This is a genomic window from Pseudoalteromonas sp. 2CM36K, assembly GCF_023161865.1.
Classification (GTDB): Bacteria; Pseudomonadota; Gammaproteobacteria; order Enterobacterales; family Alteromonadaceae; genus Pseudoalteromonas; species Pseudoalteromonas tetraodonis.
On record NZ_JALNTK010000001.1, the window covers coordinates 176,773 to 193,054 of the forward strand.

The window sequence follows — 16,282 nt, forward strand, 5'->3', positions numbered from 1 at the left end:
AAATTGCGCGGCCTTTTTGGTAATGTTTGGTGATCTATGTTTGTTGGTTTTGATTATGGTAGTTCTAATTGTGCTATGGGTGTTTTAAACGAAGAGCGTGTTCAGCTTATCCCTTTAGAGCAAGGCAAACATTATCTTCCATCAACTTTATACACTCATCATAGCGCCTTAGTCGTTGATTTTGTTGCGCAGCATTTGCAGGGCTCAGAGCATGAGCATGCCTATAAAACCGCGCGCCAACCCTTACTTAATACACTCCCGCGAATTAAATCAGACCTAGACTTACAAGCCGGCGACGACACCTTATTCATTGGCCGTGAGGCGATTAGTGAATATGTGCAATTTCCTGAAGAAGGTTATTTTGTAAAATCCCCTAAATCATTTTTTGGCGCAACGGGCTTAAAGCAAGGTCAAATCAATTTTTTTGAAGATATTGCCACAGCAATGATTTTAAAAATAAAACAACGTGCTGAATTATCGTTAGGGTATACGCTGAGCCAAACTGTTATTGGGCGCCCAGTGAATTTTCAAGCGGTTGGTGGTCAACAGTCAAACCAACAAGCCGTGGGTATTCTAACACGCGCAGCAAACCGGGCGGGCTTTAAAGATGTTGAGTTTTTATATGAGCCACTCGCCGCTGGTATTGATTATGAAAGTGATTTAACGCAAGACCAAAAAGTATTGGTGATTGATATTGGCGGTGGTACCAGTGACTGCTCATTTGTACAAATGGGGCCAAGCTTTAGAGGAAATAGCCAGCGAGATAGTGATTTTTTATCTCATAGTGGTAAACGTGTTGGCGGAAACGATTTAGATATTGCTTTGAGCTACCATGGTTTAATGCCGTTACTCGGGCTTGGCAGTACGTTTAAATCAGGTTTACCACTACCTAATCAAGCATTTTGGCAAGCTTGTAAAATTAACGATGTGAATTTACAGAGCCAGTTTTATAGTGCCCAGCATTATCGTGAACTCAGTGCGCAGTTACGCGATGTCAGTGTCCCTGAACTTTATAAACGACTTATTCACTTACAGCAAAATAAGCAAGGTCACCAATTAGTTCAACAAGCTGAAGCGGCTAAAATTGCATTAACATCCGCAAATAGTTTTAATTGTGATTTAGCCTTTTTAGATAACTCATTAAGCAAAGATATTTCAGTCGCTGATTTAGCGCTTGCTGTTGACGATAGCATTAGTCAGATTGTTACCTTAGCTAAACAGGCAATTACTGATGCGAATACCACTCCCGATGTGATTTACTTAACGGGAGGGAGTGCACAGTCTCCATTAATTAAAGCGGCGTTGAGTGAGCATTTAGGTAACATAAAAATGGTGAACGGTGATCACTTTGGTAGTGTAACTGCTGGCCTTACTAAATGGGCCAGCATGCTTTATAAGTAAGCTGCTATAGAGGTATTTGTCGGGTTGCGAGGTATTTTTCGTAATCTGGCAATGTTCGCTCAAGCTCTATATCCATTAATGGTGAGCTAAGTAGCATATCGGCACTCACTTCATTACACGCCACAGGAATATTCCACACAGCAGCTAAACGTAGCAGAGCTTTAACATCGGGATCATGAGGTTGCGAGGCTAAAGGGTCCCAAAAAAAGACTAATACATGTATTTCATGCTCCGCTATTTTCGCCCCGAGTTGTTGATCGCCGCCCATAGGGCCACTTAATAATTGAATAACATCAAGCCCTGTTGTTTTCTCAATTAAATGCCCAGTAGTCCCTGTGCCATATAAAGTGTGTTTACTTAGAATGGCCTTATGTTTTTCGCACCATAACTTAAGCGCGGCTTTTTTGCCGTCATGTGCTACTAAGGCTATATTTTTTTGCGCAGGTAGAGATTGTATTTTTTGATCCATGCTGATTCTTATTAGTTAGAGTAATAAATTGATAGCCAAGGCAATAAATACAATGCCTGTGAGCCTATCAATCCAGAGCTGGCTATTTGGGTGATTTTTAAAAAATTGAGCTATTTTATCGCCGAAATAAATATACGTGCAGTCTATCGGAAAAGCAAAGATTGGATACAGTAGCCCAAAAAACGCCAGCTGAAAGGTTGCAGATGACAAGCTATGGTCAACAAATTGTGGGATAAAAGCAATAAAAAATAAAGCCACCTTAGGGTTAAGCACTTCTGTCATCATAGCATGAAACATGACATTTTTGTTTTTATTGGTTGTAACATGCGGTTTATCGCTTTGCTCACAAGATGGTGGCATAAACGTGCCTTTAAGCATCATAAAACCTAAGTAACATAAATAGGCTGCACCTGCATATTGTACGCTGGCATAGGCTGTTTCAGAGGCTTTTAAAATAGCACTTAAACCAATAACTGCAAAAAATGTATGTACTACGCCACCTAAGGCAAAGCCAAAAGCACTTTGCATACCTGCTTTTCGCCCGTTAGCAAATGTTTGTGCCATTAAGAACGCGTTTGATGGCCCAGGCGCGACGGCCATTAAAAAGCTGGCGAGTAAAAATGAAAGTAAAAAATCAGGATTGATCATTGCTCTGAATCAAAAAGGGTTTGGTGGTTAATGTTATCAAGCATATAGAAAAATAAAAAGCGGGCATATTGCCCGCTTGGTAAAGAGTTTTAACTACAGTACTAATTGACTGTGATGATTATAATTCACAGGCTCAGTAAACGTGCATTTTATTAGGCATATTTAGCATAACGAAACAGTAAGTAAGAAAAGGGAATTAATAATAAAAAGTGTGTGCCTATAAGCTCTGGGGTTGATAAATTTAAATATTGAGTAATAAACACCAATAAACTTGCTCCACTCATTTGCATTGCTCCCAAAAGGGCAGAGGCGGTGCCTGCTTGTTTAGGAAATAAACTCAAAGCACGCCCGGCGGCAGAGCCAAGTGTTAAAGCAAAACCAAATGCTGCAATGAACATAGGGATCATTAATGCCAATGGCGTTTTAAATTGGCTTAATAACACCATAAGTAAGCCGGCACTCACTAGCACTAAAAGGCCTATTTTTAAGGCTCTTTTAGGTTGGCGTTTAATGTAAATAGGCATAATAAAACTAGCAAGAATACTAAGCACTGCATTGAGTGAGAACCAAAAGGTAAAGTCGGCTACGCTGCCACCTAATTCAGTAATGAGCCAACCGGGAGCCAGTGTTACAAACACCAATATAGCTGACATAGTGACCATACATAACAAGCTATTAAATAAAAATAATGGAGTTGAAATGATGGGGAGAAAGCGTCTTAAATCTAAAATATGCCCCTGGTAATGACTGTCTGCTGGTCGTGTTTCCCTAAACAAGAATAAGGTGACAATAAACCCCAGTAATGCAAAACCGGTTAAAAATAGAAAGTTCATTTGCCAACCAAACTGTACGGTTAGCCAAGCACCTAAAATGGGCGCTAATGCTGGAATAAAGCAAACTATACCGTTTAGATAGGTAATTATTTGGCCACTGCGTTCACTACCAAACTTATCTCTTACTATTGCAAAAGCAACAACAAAGGTAGCGCACGCGCCTAATCCTTGAATAGCACGAGCAAACATCAGTACTAAAAAGCTAGGAGTATAATATGCCCCCAATGCCGCCAGTCCGTACAAAGCGACCCCAGTTAAGGCGATGGGCTTTCTGCCAAAACGATCAGCGAGTGGACCTGCAATTAATTGCCCCAAACCAACAGTAAGCATAAAAATAGCCACCGTTTGCTGTACTTGCTTTTCGCTCACTGAGAATTGCTCTGCGATAGTGGGAAAGGCAGGCAGGTAAATATCAATGCCCATCGGACAAAAAATGACGAGTAACGCTAAGATAAGTAATAAAGTAAAATTAGGTTTAGCGGGCTGTGTATGCATCAGGTCTCCTTTTGTTAGTATTTTAAGTGGCGACTGATGAAAAAGAAAGGGCTTATGGCCGATGTATCAGCCAAGTTACCTACTTTGAACCTTATTATGATTATTTTTGTTTAAGTATCACACTTCTTTAAACTGATCCGATGTGTTAATTTGCTTTTTAAGCAAAGACAATGGAAAAATAATAATGAGTAATGAGTCTGCATTAATAAAAACATGGCATAAATTTAAAAAGTGGCCATGCGGTAACTGGCTTTTCAGTAAAGCCGTGTGTTTCAAGGCACCATATTTTGGCTCTATGAAACCCACTATTTTAGATTTAAAAGCAGGGCACTGTAGTGCTGTGGTTAAAAACACACGCCGTGTACATAATCACATTGGAACAATTCATGCTATTGCTCAATGTAATTTGGCTGAGCTGTGTGCGGGAGTGATGGTGGATGCGACGGTACCGCATAAAACACACCGTTGGATACCTAAAGGTATGACAGTACAATACTTAGCTAAAGTAGACACAGACGTTACTGCGATTGCTGAAATTGAGTTACCTCATCAATGGATTGATAAAGAAGATTTAGTGGTGCCGGTAAAGCTTTACAATACCCGAAATGAGTTGGTGTTTACTGCAGATATAACCATGTACATCACAAAGAAGAAGTAATTGCTAAATTATATTTTTTATATAAAGTATTAAAAACAATGGTTTAGTTTATTGACTAAACCATTTTTTGTTTAGGTTTAACCTTTTGCAGTAGACGACTTGTTTACAAACGAAAGGCCATTGTCTTCATTATCAACAATGGCTTTTATATCGTTAACCGGTTTTGGTTTATCTTTAGCATGCTCAATGACTTCTTTTTCAAAGCGCTGCTTTAAACTACCTTCAATAATCGCACCGGCTTCTATGCTCAGGGTGTCATGAAATATATCGCCAAGTACATGAGCGTTATTTTCGATCTTTACTTCACTTGCATTTAAAGAGCCGATGATTTTACCTTTAACAACAACGCTGCTTGCCTCAACAACGCCCTCAACAACACCTGAAGTGCCAATCACTAAATGTTCGGCCTTTATATCACCGTCTATTCGTCCATCTAGTTGTACTTCACCTTGGCTTACCAAAGAGCCCGTTATACGCACATCATTAGAAATGATTGAGGGAGTATGACTTACTCGCTTGATTGATGAGTCTGTTTTTGCTTGTTTATTTTTACCAAACACGAGAAAGCGCCTTTGTTATTTTTAGTGGATTGACATGCTTGTCGTCTATTAATACTTCATAGTGTAAATGAGTACTTGTACTTCTTCCGGTACTGCCCATTAAGCCAATGACATCGTGCTTTGTGACTAATTGACCTTTTTTAACATTAATTTTGTTTAAGTGACCAAAGCGCGTTACAACACCGTTTTTATGCGCTAACTCTATAAAGTTACCATAACCGCCATTACGGCCCGCTCGACGAACCGTGCCATCGGCAGGGGCAAAAATTTCTGTTTTATGCCAGCCAGCTAAATCAACGCCTTTATGAAAAGCGCGCCTTTTATTCATTGGGTCTTTTCTAAGTCCAAAATTACTGGAAATATAATATTTTGCGGCAGGTAAGGGTAATGTGTTCGGCAAGGCGGTTAAAAAGTTTTCTAGCTGATTTAACAGTAGTAGCTTATCGGCAATAGCAAGAAAAGTACTTGGAATTTTACTTTCATCGAGTATATCTAGCGGGCCACCTTGCGCCGTTGTCTGCGTGCTTAACGCGAGGTGCTGTGCCAGTGCATTTTCGAGACCTGTGTCTTGCAATATCTCTAAAATAGCGTCGTGGCGTTGATTAATTTGCGCAGCTAATAAGGTAAAATTAGTATCGTATTGCTGATTTAATAAAGTGTAGCGCTGCTCAAAACTGGTTAAACTGTTTTGTGCGTGTTTATTTTGTGTTTTATCTTCTTCGAGCGGCTCATGAAATTCGCTTTCGTTCTCATTAATAGGAGAAGATTCAAGCTCACCCTCTAATTTTATTACATCTTTGCTGATAGAAGCTGGGAGTGATTCAATCATACCTTGTAATAAAGCTTGTTTTTGTTCGAGTTCAGCTAACTGCTCTTGCTGCAATGCGTAGCGTTGTTGCTGTTGCTTTACTTTTTGTTGCCATTGTACTTGCTTATCAAGCTGAGTTTGCTCGATATGAGAAATTTGGTGTGTTTGCATATACACACGAATACTAGAGACACTCATCCACACAATAGCAATGAAAATAATAGCAAGCACAGAAACCTGTAGCCAAGGCGTCAAAACAACATGTTTTACTTCACCATTTTGGCGAATGAGCAGCTGACGAGCTGGGAAATGTTTATTAAAAAAAGACTTTATAAATAAAGGCATGTCACATAAATACTGGCTATTAAGGGGTTCAAGATAGCAATTTGAACTAAAAAAGCCAGAAAAAAATTGTAACTTCGGCTTAATTAATAGAAAAGGGCGGCTGATTCAGCAACCCTTTTTTACTAGTTTATTGATTTTATATATTATTTTGCTGGTAGTACGGTGCTCTCTACAAAGCCAAAGCCAATACGTGCAAAGCCTTCTTTTTCACACCAGCCACGCATTATAACGTTGTCGCCATCTTCCAAGAAGCTACGCTGCTCGCCGTTACTTAAAGTGATCTTTTCTTTACCACCACGAGAAAGCTCAAGTAATGAACCCGCTTCTTCATGAGTAGGTCCTGATTGCGTGCCAGAGCCCAGCATGTCGCCTGGCATAAAGTTACACCCGTTTACGGTATGGTGAGTTACCATTTGCGCTACAGTCCAGTATGAGTGCTTAAAGCTAGACTTAGACACTTGAGTTGGGTTGTAGCCTTCATCACGCATTTTTTGTGTTTGAATTTTAACATCCATTTGAATATCAAATGCACCTTGATCACGGTTAGCCGTTGATTCTAAATATTCTAATGGTTGCGGATCATTTTCATCACGCGTCCAGCTTGTTCTGAATGGTGCAAGTGCTTCGGTAGTTACAATCCATGGTGACACGGTTGATGCGAAATTTTTCGCTAAAAATGGACCAAGCGGTTGGTATTCCCATGCTTGTAAATCACGTGCTGACCAATCGTTGAAAACACAAAAGCCGAATACATGCTTTTCAGCATTTTCAATTGAGATTGCATCGCCCAGATCATTACCTTTACCTAGGTAAATACCTAGTTCCAGCTCATAGTCAAGGCGCTTACACGGACCAAATGAAGGAACTTCTGCATCTGGCGCTTTAGTTTGTCCTTTAGGGCGATGAAACTGCTGACCAGACACGCCAATAGATGACGAACGACCGTGATAACCAATCGGTACCCACTTGTAATTCGGTAGCAGTGGGTTATCAGGGCGGAATAAACTACCTACGGCAGTCGCATGATAAATCGAGGTGTAAAAGTCAGTGTAATCGCCAATGCGACACGGCAGAGCAAACTCAATCTCGCTTTGCGCAATAAGTGCGTGTGTAAGTTGTTCTTGATGCTCAGAACCTTCACGTAATGCTTTCGATAATGCTAAACGTAGGGCTGACCAATATTGCTCACCCAGACCCATAAATTCATTTAATGTAGCTTGGCTTGCAGCTTTAACGGCAATCTGTGCATCACCAGAGAATAAACCAAGTTCATTTACTTTTGCTAAATCAATAACCTGATCACCAATAGCTACAGCGCCACGGAACGCTTCATCTGAATTTTTACGACGTACTTCTGCAAAAGGAAGGTTTTGAATTGGGAAGTCACAGTTCGCTTCGTTAGCAGATGCAACCCAGCTTTTTAGATTAATATCGTGGGTTTCGTTAATTAGGCTCATACTCTTTCCTTATTGGTTCGCGCTGATTTATTAGTTATCTATATGGAGGCAATCAACGCAATTTAAACAGTTAGTTTAAAACAGAATTTAAAACGACAAAAAGCAGCGTGTTAAACGCTGCTTTTTAAGCGCAATATGGCGGTTTAGATTACACCACGACGCTCTTGATCACGTTCGATTGATTCGAACAGCGCTTGGAAGTTACCTTCACCAAAGCCACCATCGTCAACACGTTGAATCATCTCAATGAAGATAGGACCAAATAGGTTCTTCGAGAAAATTTGCAGTAGATAACAGTTTTCGCTTTGGCTATCTACAAGGATTTGATGCTCACGGATCTTCTCTTTATCTTCTTTAACCCAAGGCACACGGTCAAAAATGGTGTCGTAATATTCAGGAATGATATCAAGCGTGGCAATCGTTGATTTATCTAACTTATCAAGTGAGCTTACTAGGTCATTAGTTAGGAATGCTAAATGCTGTACACCCGGACCATTGTACTCATTTAAGTACTCATCGATTTGGTTGTTGTTGTTATCTTTACCTTCATTGATTGGAATCGAGAAAGTGCCGCACGGAGATTTAAGTGCGTAAGATAATAACGCTGTTTTTTGACCTTTAATGTCGAAGTAACGCACTTCTGTAAAACCAAATACGTCTTTATAGAAGTTAGCCCATGTTTCCATCGTGCCTTTATATACGTTATTGGTTAAATGGTCGATACGGATGAAGCCTTTGTCTTCAACAATGTTTTGCTCGCTTAAGTCTTCGAAATCTGACTCATAGATAGAACCTTTGTCGCCAAACTGTTCGATGAAGTAGATTAAGCTGTCGCCGATACCGTAAATAGCAGGGTATGGTAAATTTTTATGTGTTGAGTCTGTCGCAGGTTTTGCACCACGTTCAACAGCAACCTCGAATGCTTTTTGCGCATTCTCTACACGCCAACCCATTGAACAGATTGCTGGGCCATGGCTTTTAGCAAATTCAGCAGAAAAACCTTCACGCTCATTATTTAGTAAAAAATGAATATCGTTTTGGTTGTAATAAACAATGTCTTTACCCTTGAATTTTTTTAGCTTAGAAAAGCCAAAATCAGTAAACACTTTGTCCATGTAATCTGCATCCGGTGTTGCATATTCAGTGAATTCAATGCCCATTAGGCCTAACGGATTATTTACTTCGCTCATTGTCATTACTCCCGCAATTAAGCACTGCGATTATTAGTTATCGTATTGCCTTCATGATTAACCAGATTGGTGTTTTGGGGAAGAGGGTGTTGTTATTTAGTAAATAGCGCGTGTGTAAATTTTACGAGACGGTTATCAAAGTATGTTGTTTATTTACATACGAGCAGGTGAAAGTAAAAATTAGGAAGCGAGATAGAAGTGCAGACTTTATTATTAAGTTATTGATTATTAATAGTTTAATTTAATTTATTTATATGTGTTTTTAGTTTTTTTTCGCTAAAAAAAGTGCGGTTTTTGTATTTTATTATTTACACTTTTAATGAGTTTGGTTAGCTGCGATATATATAAAAACAAAGAGTATTGATGCTTTGCTGCTATAAACTCGTTTATGCACAGTGATGAGGTATAAATAATATACGGCTGAATGTAAAAATTGTGGGGTTTAATCTAGCGGCCATAAAAATACCCCCTGCAGTTAACTACAGGAGGTATTTGATATCATTTATCAAAGCTCATAATTATGCGTGTGATAAATCTAAATTATTGTGTTGGTGCGGTTTGTTCTAAACCTTGTTTTTCCCATATTTTAGCTTTAAAACTCATCAGTACTAAGATGATACCTACACCGATACTAAATAAGGCAATTTGTAGGTAAAGGTTCGGGATTTCTTCAACATTGTTAGGATCAAAGTTACCAGCAAGTAATCCTGAAATTACGTTACCAATAGAGTATGTAAGTACAAATACACCCATCATTTGACCAGTAAAGCGGCGAGGCGATAACTTACTTACAGCACTCAATGCAACTGGGCTTAAACAAAGCTCACCCACTGTGTGTAAGAAATACGTAGTAACAAGCCAATAAGGTGCTACTTTTAAGCCTTCAGCGGCATAGTGTGCTGCCATAAACATTACTAAAAAGCCTGAAGCCATAATAACGAGGCCCAACGCACATTTTACGCTGTAAGTAGGCGAGACCATTTTTTTAGATAAATTAATCCAAAAAGCGGCAAAGAATGGCGATAGCGCAATAATGAACAATGAATTTAGAGATTGGAACCAAGTCGTTGGAATTTCAAATGTGCCAACCAGACGGTCTGTGTAGTCACGAGCAAACAGATTTAATGAAGAACCGGCTTGTTCAAAGCCAGACCAAAAACAGGCTGAAGCGACACAGACTAAAAATAGCGCCCACATTCTTTGTTTTTCAGCATCGGTTAGTTTGCCTTTGAAGTATATAAGGCCAAAGTAAACGAAAAAGATAACAGTAAATATAACTGCGGTGTACCCTGCAACAATCGATGGGTTAATGACAATAGCACCTGTCATCGCAGCAGCGGTAACACCGGCGGTCGCGATAACAAATGCGGCAATACCACCCCATGCGCGCGAAGTACCTTTAGGACTTAATGGGTTAGCAGGTAAGGCGCTGTGATCTGGTAAGTTTTTAAGTGTACGCTTGTATTGAATTAAACCAATACCCATACCGACAGCCGCGGCACCAAATGCCCAGTGCCAACCTACGTTTTCCATAAAGTAACCACACACGTAGTAACCAATTAAAGAACCTAAGTTAATACCCATGTAGTAAATAGCGAAACCACCATCACGGCGCTCATCTTCGTCAGTATAAAGCTGACCAACCATGGCACTGATATTAGGTTTAAGTAAACCAGTACCAGTTGCAACAAAGATCAAACCAATAAAAAATGAATATTCATGTGGCACGGCTAAAATAATATGGCCACACATGATAATAATACCGCCATACCATACTGCTTTTTGACCACCAAATAATCTATCTGCTAACCAACCACCAGGTAAACCTAAAAAGTATACTGAACCTGTGTATAAGCCATAAATTGCAGCAGCAGAAGCAACGGTAAATCCTAGGCCTTCTTGTTGTAAACTTGCTGTCATAAATAATACGAGCATCGCTCGCATACCGTAGTAACTCATTCGTTCCCACATTTCTGTGAAAAACAGGGTTGAAAGTCCTTTAGGGTGACCAAACCAGCCACTGTCAGAATTTGAACTCATATTTACTTCCTAATTCATTATTGTTTTGATGACCTTGTGGTTTTTTATTTAGCTAAATTTTTACTTATAAAAAGTATAATAAATGCTCGATCATCAGTGTTTTTTATGCAGCTAAGGTAATGGTTTGCTAAACGCAGCTATACGTTTAGGTAAGAGTCACACCCTTATCCTAGTTACAATTGCGCCTAAGTATACATAGACCTTTGTGCTAGGGGAAGCGTTGAGCGCGCTATCATACATCGGTTATGTAATTGTTAAATACCAGTGTGTGAACCCCTATTTGCTGTAGTAAACACCTAAACTTATTAAAAAATATCTTTAACAGCATAGGTAATATTGTCATACCAACGTTATCTTTAATACCGCTTGAAAATAAATAAAAGCTTTCTTTTACGGGTAGTTACAGCTACTAATTTTTCAATAATAGTTAACCTTTACTACTTTAATTTAATAATCACCACTTAGATTAAACATGAGCGAATATTGGCGTATGGACAGTAATGATTCGCTCATTGCTGCATATAATTTATACAATGCCAGCTTGACGAAATTGAGTTGCAACAACCCCAACTTTTAGTGAACAGCCAAGCTTGAATGCGTTAAGTGCTTGAAAAAGCCCTCTAGTTAGTAAAAAACATTTTTTCGTCCAAATTTCTTTACAATAAACTATGCTCGTAAACAGAGTTAGCGTATTATTCACGCCAACTAGTTTTTCCTTACCTGAGGGTGTATGCGTTTAGATATTCACTGTGCAGACCGAGTTGGTATTGCTCAAGAGATTCTTAATATTTTAGTTAGCTACAATGTTGACTTAAAGGGGATTGAAGTCGACTCAGTAAATTGTCGTATATATGTGAGTTTTCCTGAGATTGAATTTGAACAATTTCAAAAAATTATGCCGTCTATTCGCTTAATCGATGGTGTACATGATGTACGAACAACCGCGTTTTTACCGTCTGAACGTGAGCACAACGAACTTAACACTTTATTAAGAGCACTTCCTGATGGCGTTATATCTATTGATGCTAAAGGGTGGGTACGCCTGTGTAACGACGCAGCCTGCAAAGATTTACAATTAACAGAAAAAGAAGTCACCGGTGCTAATATTAATAATTTGCTCAAAGGCTTTAACTTTACCCGTTGGTTAGAAGGCAAAGAAGTACTGGGGCAAACCACGCGTGTTGAAGTAGCTGGTGAAGATTTTATTGCTGATATTCTGCCTATTGCGGTCCCTCAAGGCAGCGAAGGCGATGTGTTAGCGGGCGCGGTAATTAATATAAAATCGCAAAGCCGTTTAGGCCAGCAAGTGAGTGCTTTTAGGCGTTATGGCCAAGAAAGCTTTGCGACTATTCATAACTTTAGCACGGCGATGCGCCGTGTTGTTCGCGAAGCGCGAAAAATGGCGCAACTTGAAGCCCCCATTCTTATTACGGGTGAAACAGGGACGGGTAAAGAGTTACTAGCGCGAGCTTGTCACTATGCATCTAACCGCTCAGTAAAACCATTTATTGCTCTATCGTGCGCCTCGTTACCAGATGATGTTGCTGAGTCCGAACTATTCGGTTATGCCGGGTATGAAGAAAACGCAGCGCCTAAACGTGGTGTACTCGAACAAGCGGATGGTGGAACGGTATTTTTAGATGAAGTAGGTGAAATGTCGACGCAGCTACAAACTAAATTGCTACGTTTTTTACAAGACGGTACATTTAGAAAAGTTGGCGACGAAAACGAAGTTAAAGTGAACGTGCGTATTATTGCTGCCACGCAAAAAGATTTACCAGCAATGGTGCAAGAGGGCGTATTTAGAGAAGATTTATACTACCGAATTAATGTATTAACACTGGAAATTGCGCCGCTTAGAGATCGTAAAGCGGATGTTGGGCCACTTGCTGAACACTTTATTCAAAAATATGCGCAGCAAAATGGCCATACAGTCCCCGAGTTATCTGAAGAATGTTTAACGTTTTTACAAGATTACCCGTGGCCTGGCAATGTACGCCAATTAGAAAACGCGATTTACCGTGCGGTATCGTTGTTAGAAGACAGTGAACTGCGCGTTGAACATTTACAGTTACCCACGTTTACCCATGATTTAGGCTATTTAGAGTCTGATTTTGAGGGCTCGCTTGATCAAGCGGTTAAGCGTTTTGAAGCCACCTTACTGCGTAAGCTTTATCCTGCCTATCCTAGCTCTCGTCAGTTAGCTAAACGCTTGGGACTAAGTCATACTGCAGTGGCTAATAAATTGCGTGATTACGGAATTAACCGCAAAACGGTTAAAGTTTAAAGATAGATACCCAAATATCCTCATTTAATGATTGATTCCTTGGTTTAAAAACAACTAAAGGAGTCAATCGCTATGATACACTGATAAAAACTCAACTGGTAAGACCTCTACTGTGAACTTATATTTTAGACTGCTGCTGTTATTTTTTAAAATTAAACGTAATCGTGACTATCAATCGTTGTTAGATACGGTTGATATAGACTACAAAGCATTACCAAGTGACTGCGATATTAATTTGCATTTAACCAATTCACGCTATTTAGCGATGATGGACTTGTCGCGTACCTGGATGACTGAACGGGTTGGTTTGCTTAAGCAAATAATGAAACGTCGTTGGTTTCCTATTGTTAATGCGACAGCTATTACCTACATCCGCGATATTAAGCCAATGCAACGTTTTACTATTAGTACGCGTTTGGTTGGCTGGGATCATAAATACTTTTACATTGAACAAAAGTTTCATTCTGAGCGGGGCTTACATGCCATTGCTTATGTGCGCGGCGTGTTTAAAAGTAAAAAAGGGGTGGTAAGCGTTGAGCATATGCTCGAGGTTGCAGGCTTTGACGGGGTTGCCCCCATTTTACCGGCTGAAATAATTCACTGGAAAGAAATGCTTGAGCAAAAAAAAGTAAATAACTTACCTCGCTAAACACAGGCAAAAAAAAAGGCCTAACGGCCTTTTTAACACACATAAACGTTATTAGAACGAGTATTTAAGACCAAACATAGCAACAACAGGGTCAAGTGACACGGTTGAAGTTAATGCTTTTGCACCATTAGCATAAACAGTCGCATCAGTATCAATATCCATGATAGATACCATAGCGTGTAGGCCCCATTTTTCATCAATCTTGTAGTTAGCACCTACTTGAGCAACAAAACCAAATGAATCATCTAGTTTTACTTCTACATCGTTAGTTCCTAACGTTGCTTTAAGTGCTGCAGAAGGCTGTTCGTCAAAGAACGTCGTATAGTTAATTCCCACACCTACAAACGGACGAAGTGCATAGCTGCTATCTAAAAAGTGGTATTGTGCAACCAGTGATGGTGGTAAATGTTTAATATCAGCAATTTTATTACCAGCTAAACCACCAGTACCTTCTACATCATGAGAAAACGGCGTTGCTGCAATAAGCTCTAATACCCATTGGTCGTTAAATGCGTAATCTACAGTAATACCTAACTGAGTATCTGAGTCGCCTTTTAAGCCTAGAGTGGGTGCTTCGTTAATTTTTGAACCATCGTTATCTGGATTAACATTAATTGCACCAACATTAACACTAAAGTTTGCGTGTGCTGCAGGAGAAAGAGCCAGTAAAGAAGTAAGTATTGCAATGCTTAGTTTAGTTTTCATGTTGTTCTCCGTGAACTACTGTGTGACTATTTGTTGATTGAGGCTATTATTGCTCGAGGTTAAAAATAAAAACCTGTTCTAGATCAAAGTTTCAAAAGCGGATGAGTAAAGAGCCTCTATTTATTGATTTAGATTAAACTTTTACTTAATTAGTGCTTAAAAATTATTGACTGATCACTTAAATACAAGCCGCAAACGAAGTATTCATAATATAATCAGCTAGTTTTGTTAAACTAAGGCTATGTTCACGGTTTAATAAAAGTAAGCGACCTCATGACTCCCTCTGGTCAACTATTTCTTCAAGGCTCCATTGCTAAAGCGCTGTTGAAATTAGGTATTCCTATTATCCTCATTAATATATTGCAGTCGGCTTATCAGCTTACGGATGCATTTTGGGTTGGGCGATTAGGAGCAACCCAAGTCGCTGCAGTGTCTATTAGTACCCCGATCACTTTTTTAGTCATTGCTATAGGCTCTGGGCTTGCAATGGCCGGTGTTATATTATCGGCGCAATACATGGGCGCAGGTCAGCAAGATAAAGTGAACCATGTTGCAGCGCAAACTGTGTTAATGGTTGCATTTACCGCCTTAGTGTTAGGGCTTCTAGGTTATGTACTTTCCCCATACTTTTTAAAACTGCTAGGCGTTGAGCAGGCGGTTTACAGTGATGCGCTTAAGTTTATGCATGTGTCCTTTATTGGCGTTATTTTTGTGTTTATTTACGCCATGTTCCAATCGCTAATGCGGGGCATTGGGCAAACTAAAGTACCTTTAATCATAGTTAGCACCACCGTGTTACTTAATTTTATTCTCGATCCGCTATTTATTTTTGGTTATGGCCGCTTTGAAGGGCTTGGCGTTATGGGCGCTGCGCTGGCGACTTTGGTTACACAAAGTTTAGCGGCACTGGCGGGCATTATTATATTTTTACGCGGTCGCCATGGTATTCAATTACAGCTAAAAAGCTTCTATCCCGATTGGCAATATATGAAACGGGCTTTTTTCTTAGGAGCGCCAGGCTCTATTGAATTATCAACACGTGCTTTTGGCTTGATCATCATGTCATTTTTAGTGGCAAGCTTTGGAACCGTTACTATTGCGGCTTATGGCGTGGGTTCTAATATTTTGCAAATGGTGATGATCCCTGCCATGGGTTTATCAATGGCGGTATCAACTTTGGTGGGGCAAAATATGGGTGCCGGAAATATTAAACGGGCTGAGCAAATAACGAAGCTTGCCAGTATGTGGGGATTAATAGGCCTTTCTTTTGTTGGGGGCATTGCTTATTTGTATGCAGATACGCTGGTGGCATTTTTTATTCCCGAAGATAGCAGTGTAATAAATAAAGGCGCGCAGTTTGTTCAAGTGATGTGTTTAAGCTGGGGGGGAATTGGTGTTCAGCTTTGTATTGTTGCTGCTTTTCGTGCCTCTGGAAATATGCTTAATGCCATGATTATCGCGTTATTATCACAATGCGTGGTGCAGTTTCCTGCCGCTTATATTCTTTCTAATCACACTTTGCTTGGCGATCAGGGAATATGGTATTCGTTTGCAATTACGAACATAACCATCGCACTGATAGCGTTCGCTTGGTTTATGCGTGGCGCATGGAAAAAAACCAGATTAACCAAAGAAGATAAACACATTGTGCAGGTGACACGAGAAACATTAATAGAAGAGGGCACACGTTAGCCTGTATTTTCATAATGCGGTCATAAAAAGTCGTTGTAATAAATA

General features: G+C 39.7%; 14 protein-coding genes. 5 read left to right on the forward strand and 9 right to left on the reverse strand.

Features of this window, described 5'->3' with window-relative positions; genetic code table 11:
* Window positions 1-36: 36 nt before the first annotated feature.
* Window positions 37-1,401: a molecular chaperone gene (gene yegD, locus MTN97_RS00810; RefSeq protein ID WP_248473388.1), complete on the forward strand. Its 1,365-nt coding sequence runs from the start codon at window positions 37-39 to the stop codon at window positions 1,399-1,401.
* Window positions 1,402-1,405: 4 nt separating this feature from the next.
* On the opposite strand, the gene MTN97_RS00815 is transcribed toward yegD, so the two are convergent.
* From MTN97_RS00815 to MTN97_RS00825, 3 genes are all read right to left on the reverse strand, one after another.
* Entirely contained in the window at window positions 1,406-1,870 is a 465-nt protein-coding gene (locus MTN97_RS00815; RefSeq protein WP_036983260.1) for a methylglyoxal synthase, read from the reverse strand.
* A gap of 15 nt (window positions 1,871-1,885) precedes the next feature.
* Window positions 1,886-2,518 (reverse strand): LysE family translocator, encoded by a 633-nt coding sequence (locus MTN97_RS00820; RefSeq protein ID WP_248473390.1) that lies wholly within the window; start codon window positions 2,516-2,518, stop codon window positions 1,886-1,888.
* A 152-nt stretch (window positions 2,519-2,670) separates the two neighbouring features.
* Window positions 2,671-3,846: a multidrug effflux MFS transporter gene (locus tag MTN97_RS00825; RefSeq protein WP_036983258.1), complete on the reverse strand. Its 1,176-nt coding sequence runs from the start codon at window positions 3,844-3,846 to the stop codon at window positions 2,671-2,673.
* Between the two features lie 184 nt (window positions 3,847-4,030).
* Here MTN97_RS00825 and MTN97_RS00830 point away from each other — a divergent pair, with 184 nt between their 5' ends.
* Complete coding sequence (locus MTN97_RS00830) at window positions 4,031-4,504, forward strand: hotdog fold domain-containing protein (RefSeq protein ID WP_138561908.1); 474 nt, start codon at window positions 4,031-4,033, stop codon at window positions 4,502-4,504.
* 77 nt (window positions 4,505-4,581) lie between these two features.
* Here the strand turns inward: MTN97_RS00830 and MTN97_RS00835 are convergent, their stop codons facing one another.
* The 5 genes from MTN97_RS00835 to MTN97_RS00855 form a co-directional block, all read right to left on the reverse strand.
* Window positions 4,582-5,064, reverse strand: coding sequence for a polymer-forming cytoskeletal protein (locus MTN97_RS00835; protein WP_248473392.1), 483 nt, complete (start codon window positions 5,062-5,064; stop codon window positions 4,582-4,584).
* Window positions 5,054-6,217: a M23 family metallopeptidase gene (locus MTN97_RS00840; protein ID WP_248473394.1), complete on the reverse strand. Its 1,164-nt coding sequence runs from the start codon at window positions 6,215-6,217 to the stop codon at window positions 5,054-5,056. The genes MTN97_RS00835 and MTN97_RS00840 overlap by 11 nt, the downstream gene beginning before the upstream one ends.
* Window positions 6,218-6,360: 143 nt before the next feature.
* On the reverse strand, window positions 6,361-7,674 hold the full coding sequence (gene fahA, locus MTN97_RS00845) for a fumarylacetoacetase (protein ID WP_036983254.1): 1,314 nt from the start codon (window positions 7,672-7,674) through the stop codon (window positions 6,361-6,363).
* Between the two features lie 143 nt (window positions 7,675-7,817).
* Window positions 7,818-8,864 (reverse strand): 4-hydroxyphenylpyruvate dioxygenase, encoded by a 1,047-nt coding sequence (hppD, locus tag MTN97_RS00850; RefSeq protein WP_138626841.1) that lies wholly within the window; start codon window positions 8,862-8,864, stop codon window positions 7,818-7,820.
* Between the two features lie 540 nt (window positions 8,865-9,404).
* Entirely contained in the window at window positions 9,405-10,904 is a 1,500-nt protein-coding gene (locus MTN97_RS00855; RefSeq protein WP_013464455.1) for a peptide MFS transporter, read from the reverse strand.
* 730 nt (window positions 10,905-11,634) lie between these two features.
* Between MTN97_RS00855 and tyrR the strand changes: the two genes are divergently transcribed.
* Together tyrR and MTN97_RS00865 are read left to right on the forward strand one after the other, a co-directional pair.
* Entirely contained in the window at window positions 11,635-13,191 is a 1,557-nt protein-coding gene (gene tyrR / locus MTN97_RS00860) for a transcriptional regulator TyrR (protein WP_248473395.1), read from the forward strand.
* Between the two features lie 112 nt (window positions 13,192-13,303).
* The gene (locus MTN97_RS00865; protein WP_016899430.1) at window positions 13,304-13,840 is read left to right on the forward strand and encodes a thioesterase family protein; all 537 of its coding nucleotides are present in this window, start codon (window positions 13,304-13,306) and stop codon (window positions 13,838-13,840) included.
* Window positions 13,841-13,891: 51 nt separating this feature from the next.
* On the opposite strand, the gene MTN97_RS00870 is transcribed toward MTN97_RS00865, so the two are convergent.
* The gene (locus MTN97_RS00870) at window positions 13,892-14,545 is read right to left on the reverse strand and encodes an OmpW/AlkL family protein (protein WP_013464458.1); all 654 of its coding nucleotides are present in this window, start codon (window positions 14,543-14,545) and stop codon (window positions 13,892-13,894) included.
* Between the two features lie 273 nt (window positions 14,546-14,818).
* Here MTN97_RS00870 and MTN97_RS00875 point away from each other — a divergent pair, with 273 nt between their 5' ends.
* Entirely contained in the window at window positions 14,819-16,237 is a 1,419-nt protein-coding gene (locus tag MTN97_RS00875; protein WP_248473397.1) for an MATE family efflux transporter, read from the forward strand.
* The last annotated feature ends 45 nt before the right edge of the window (window positions 16,238-16,282 follow it).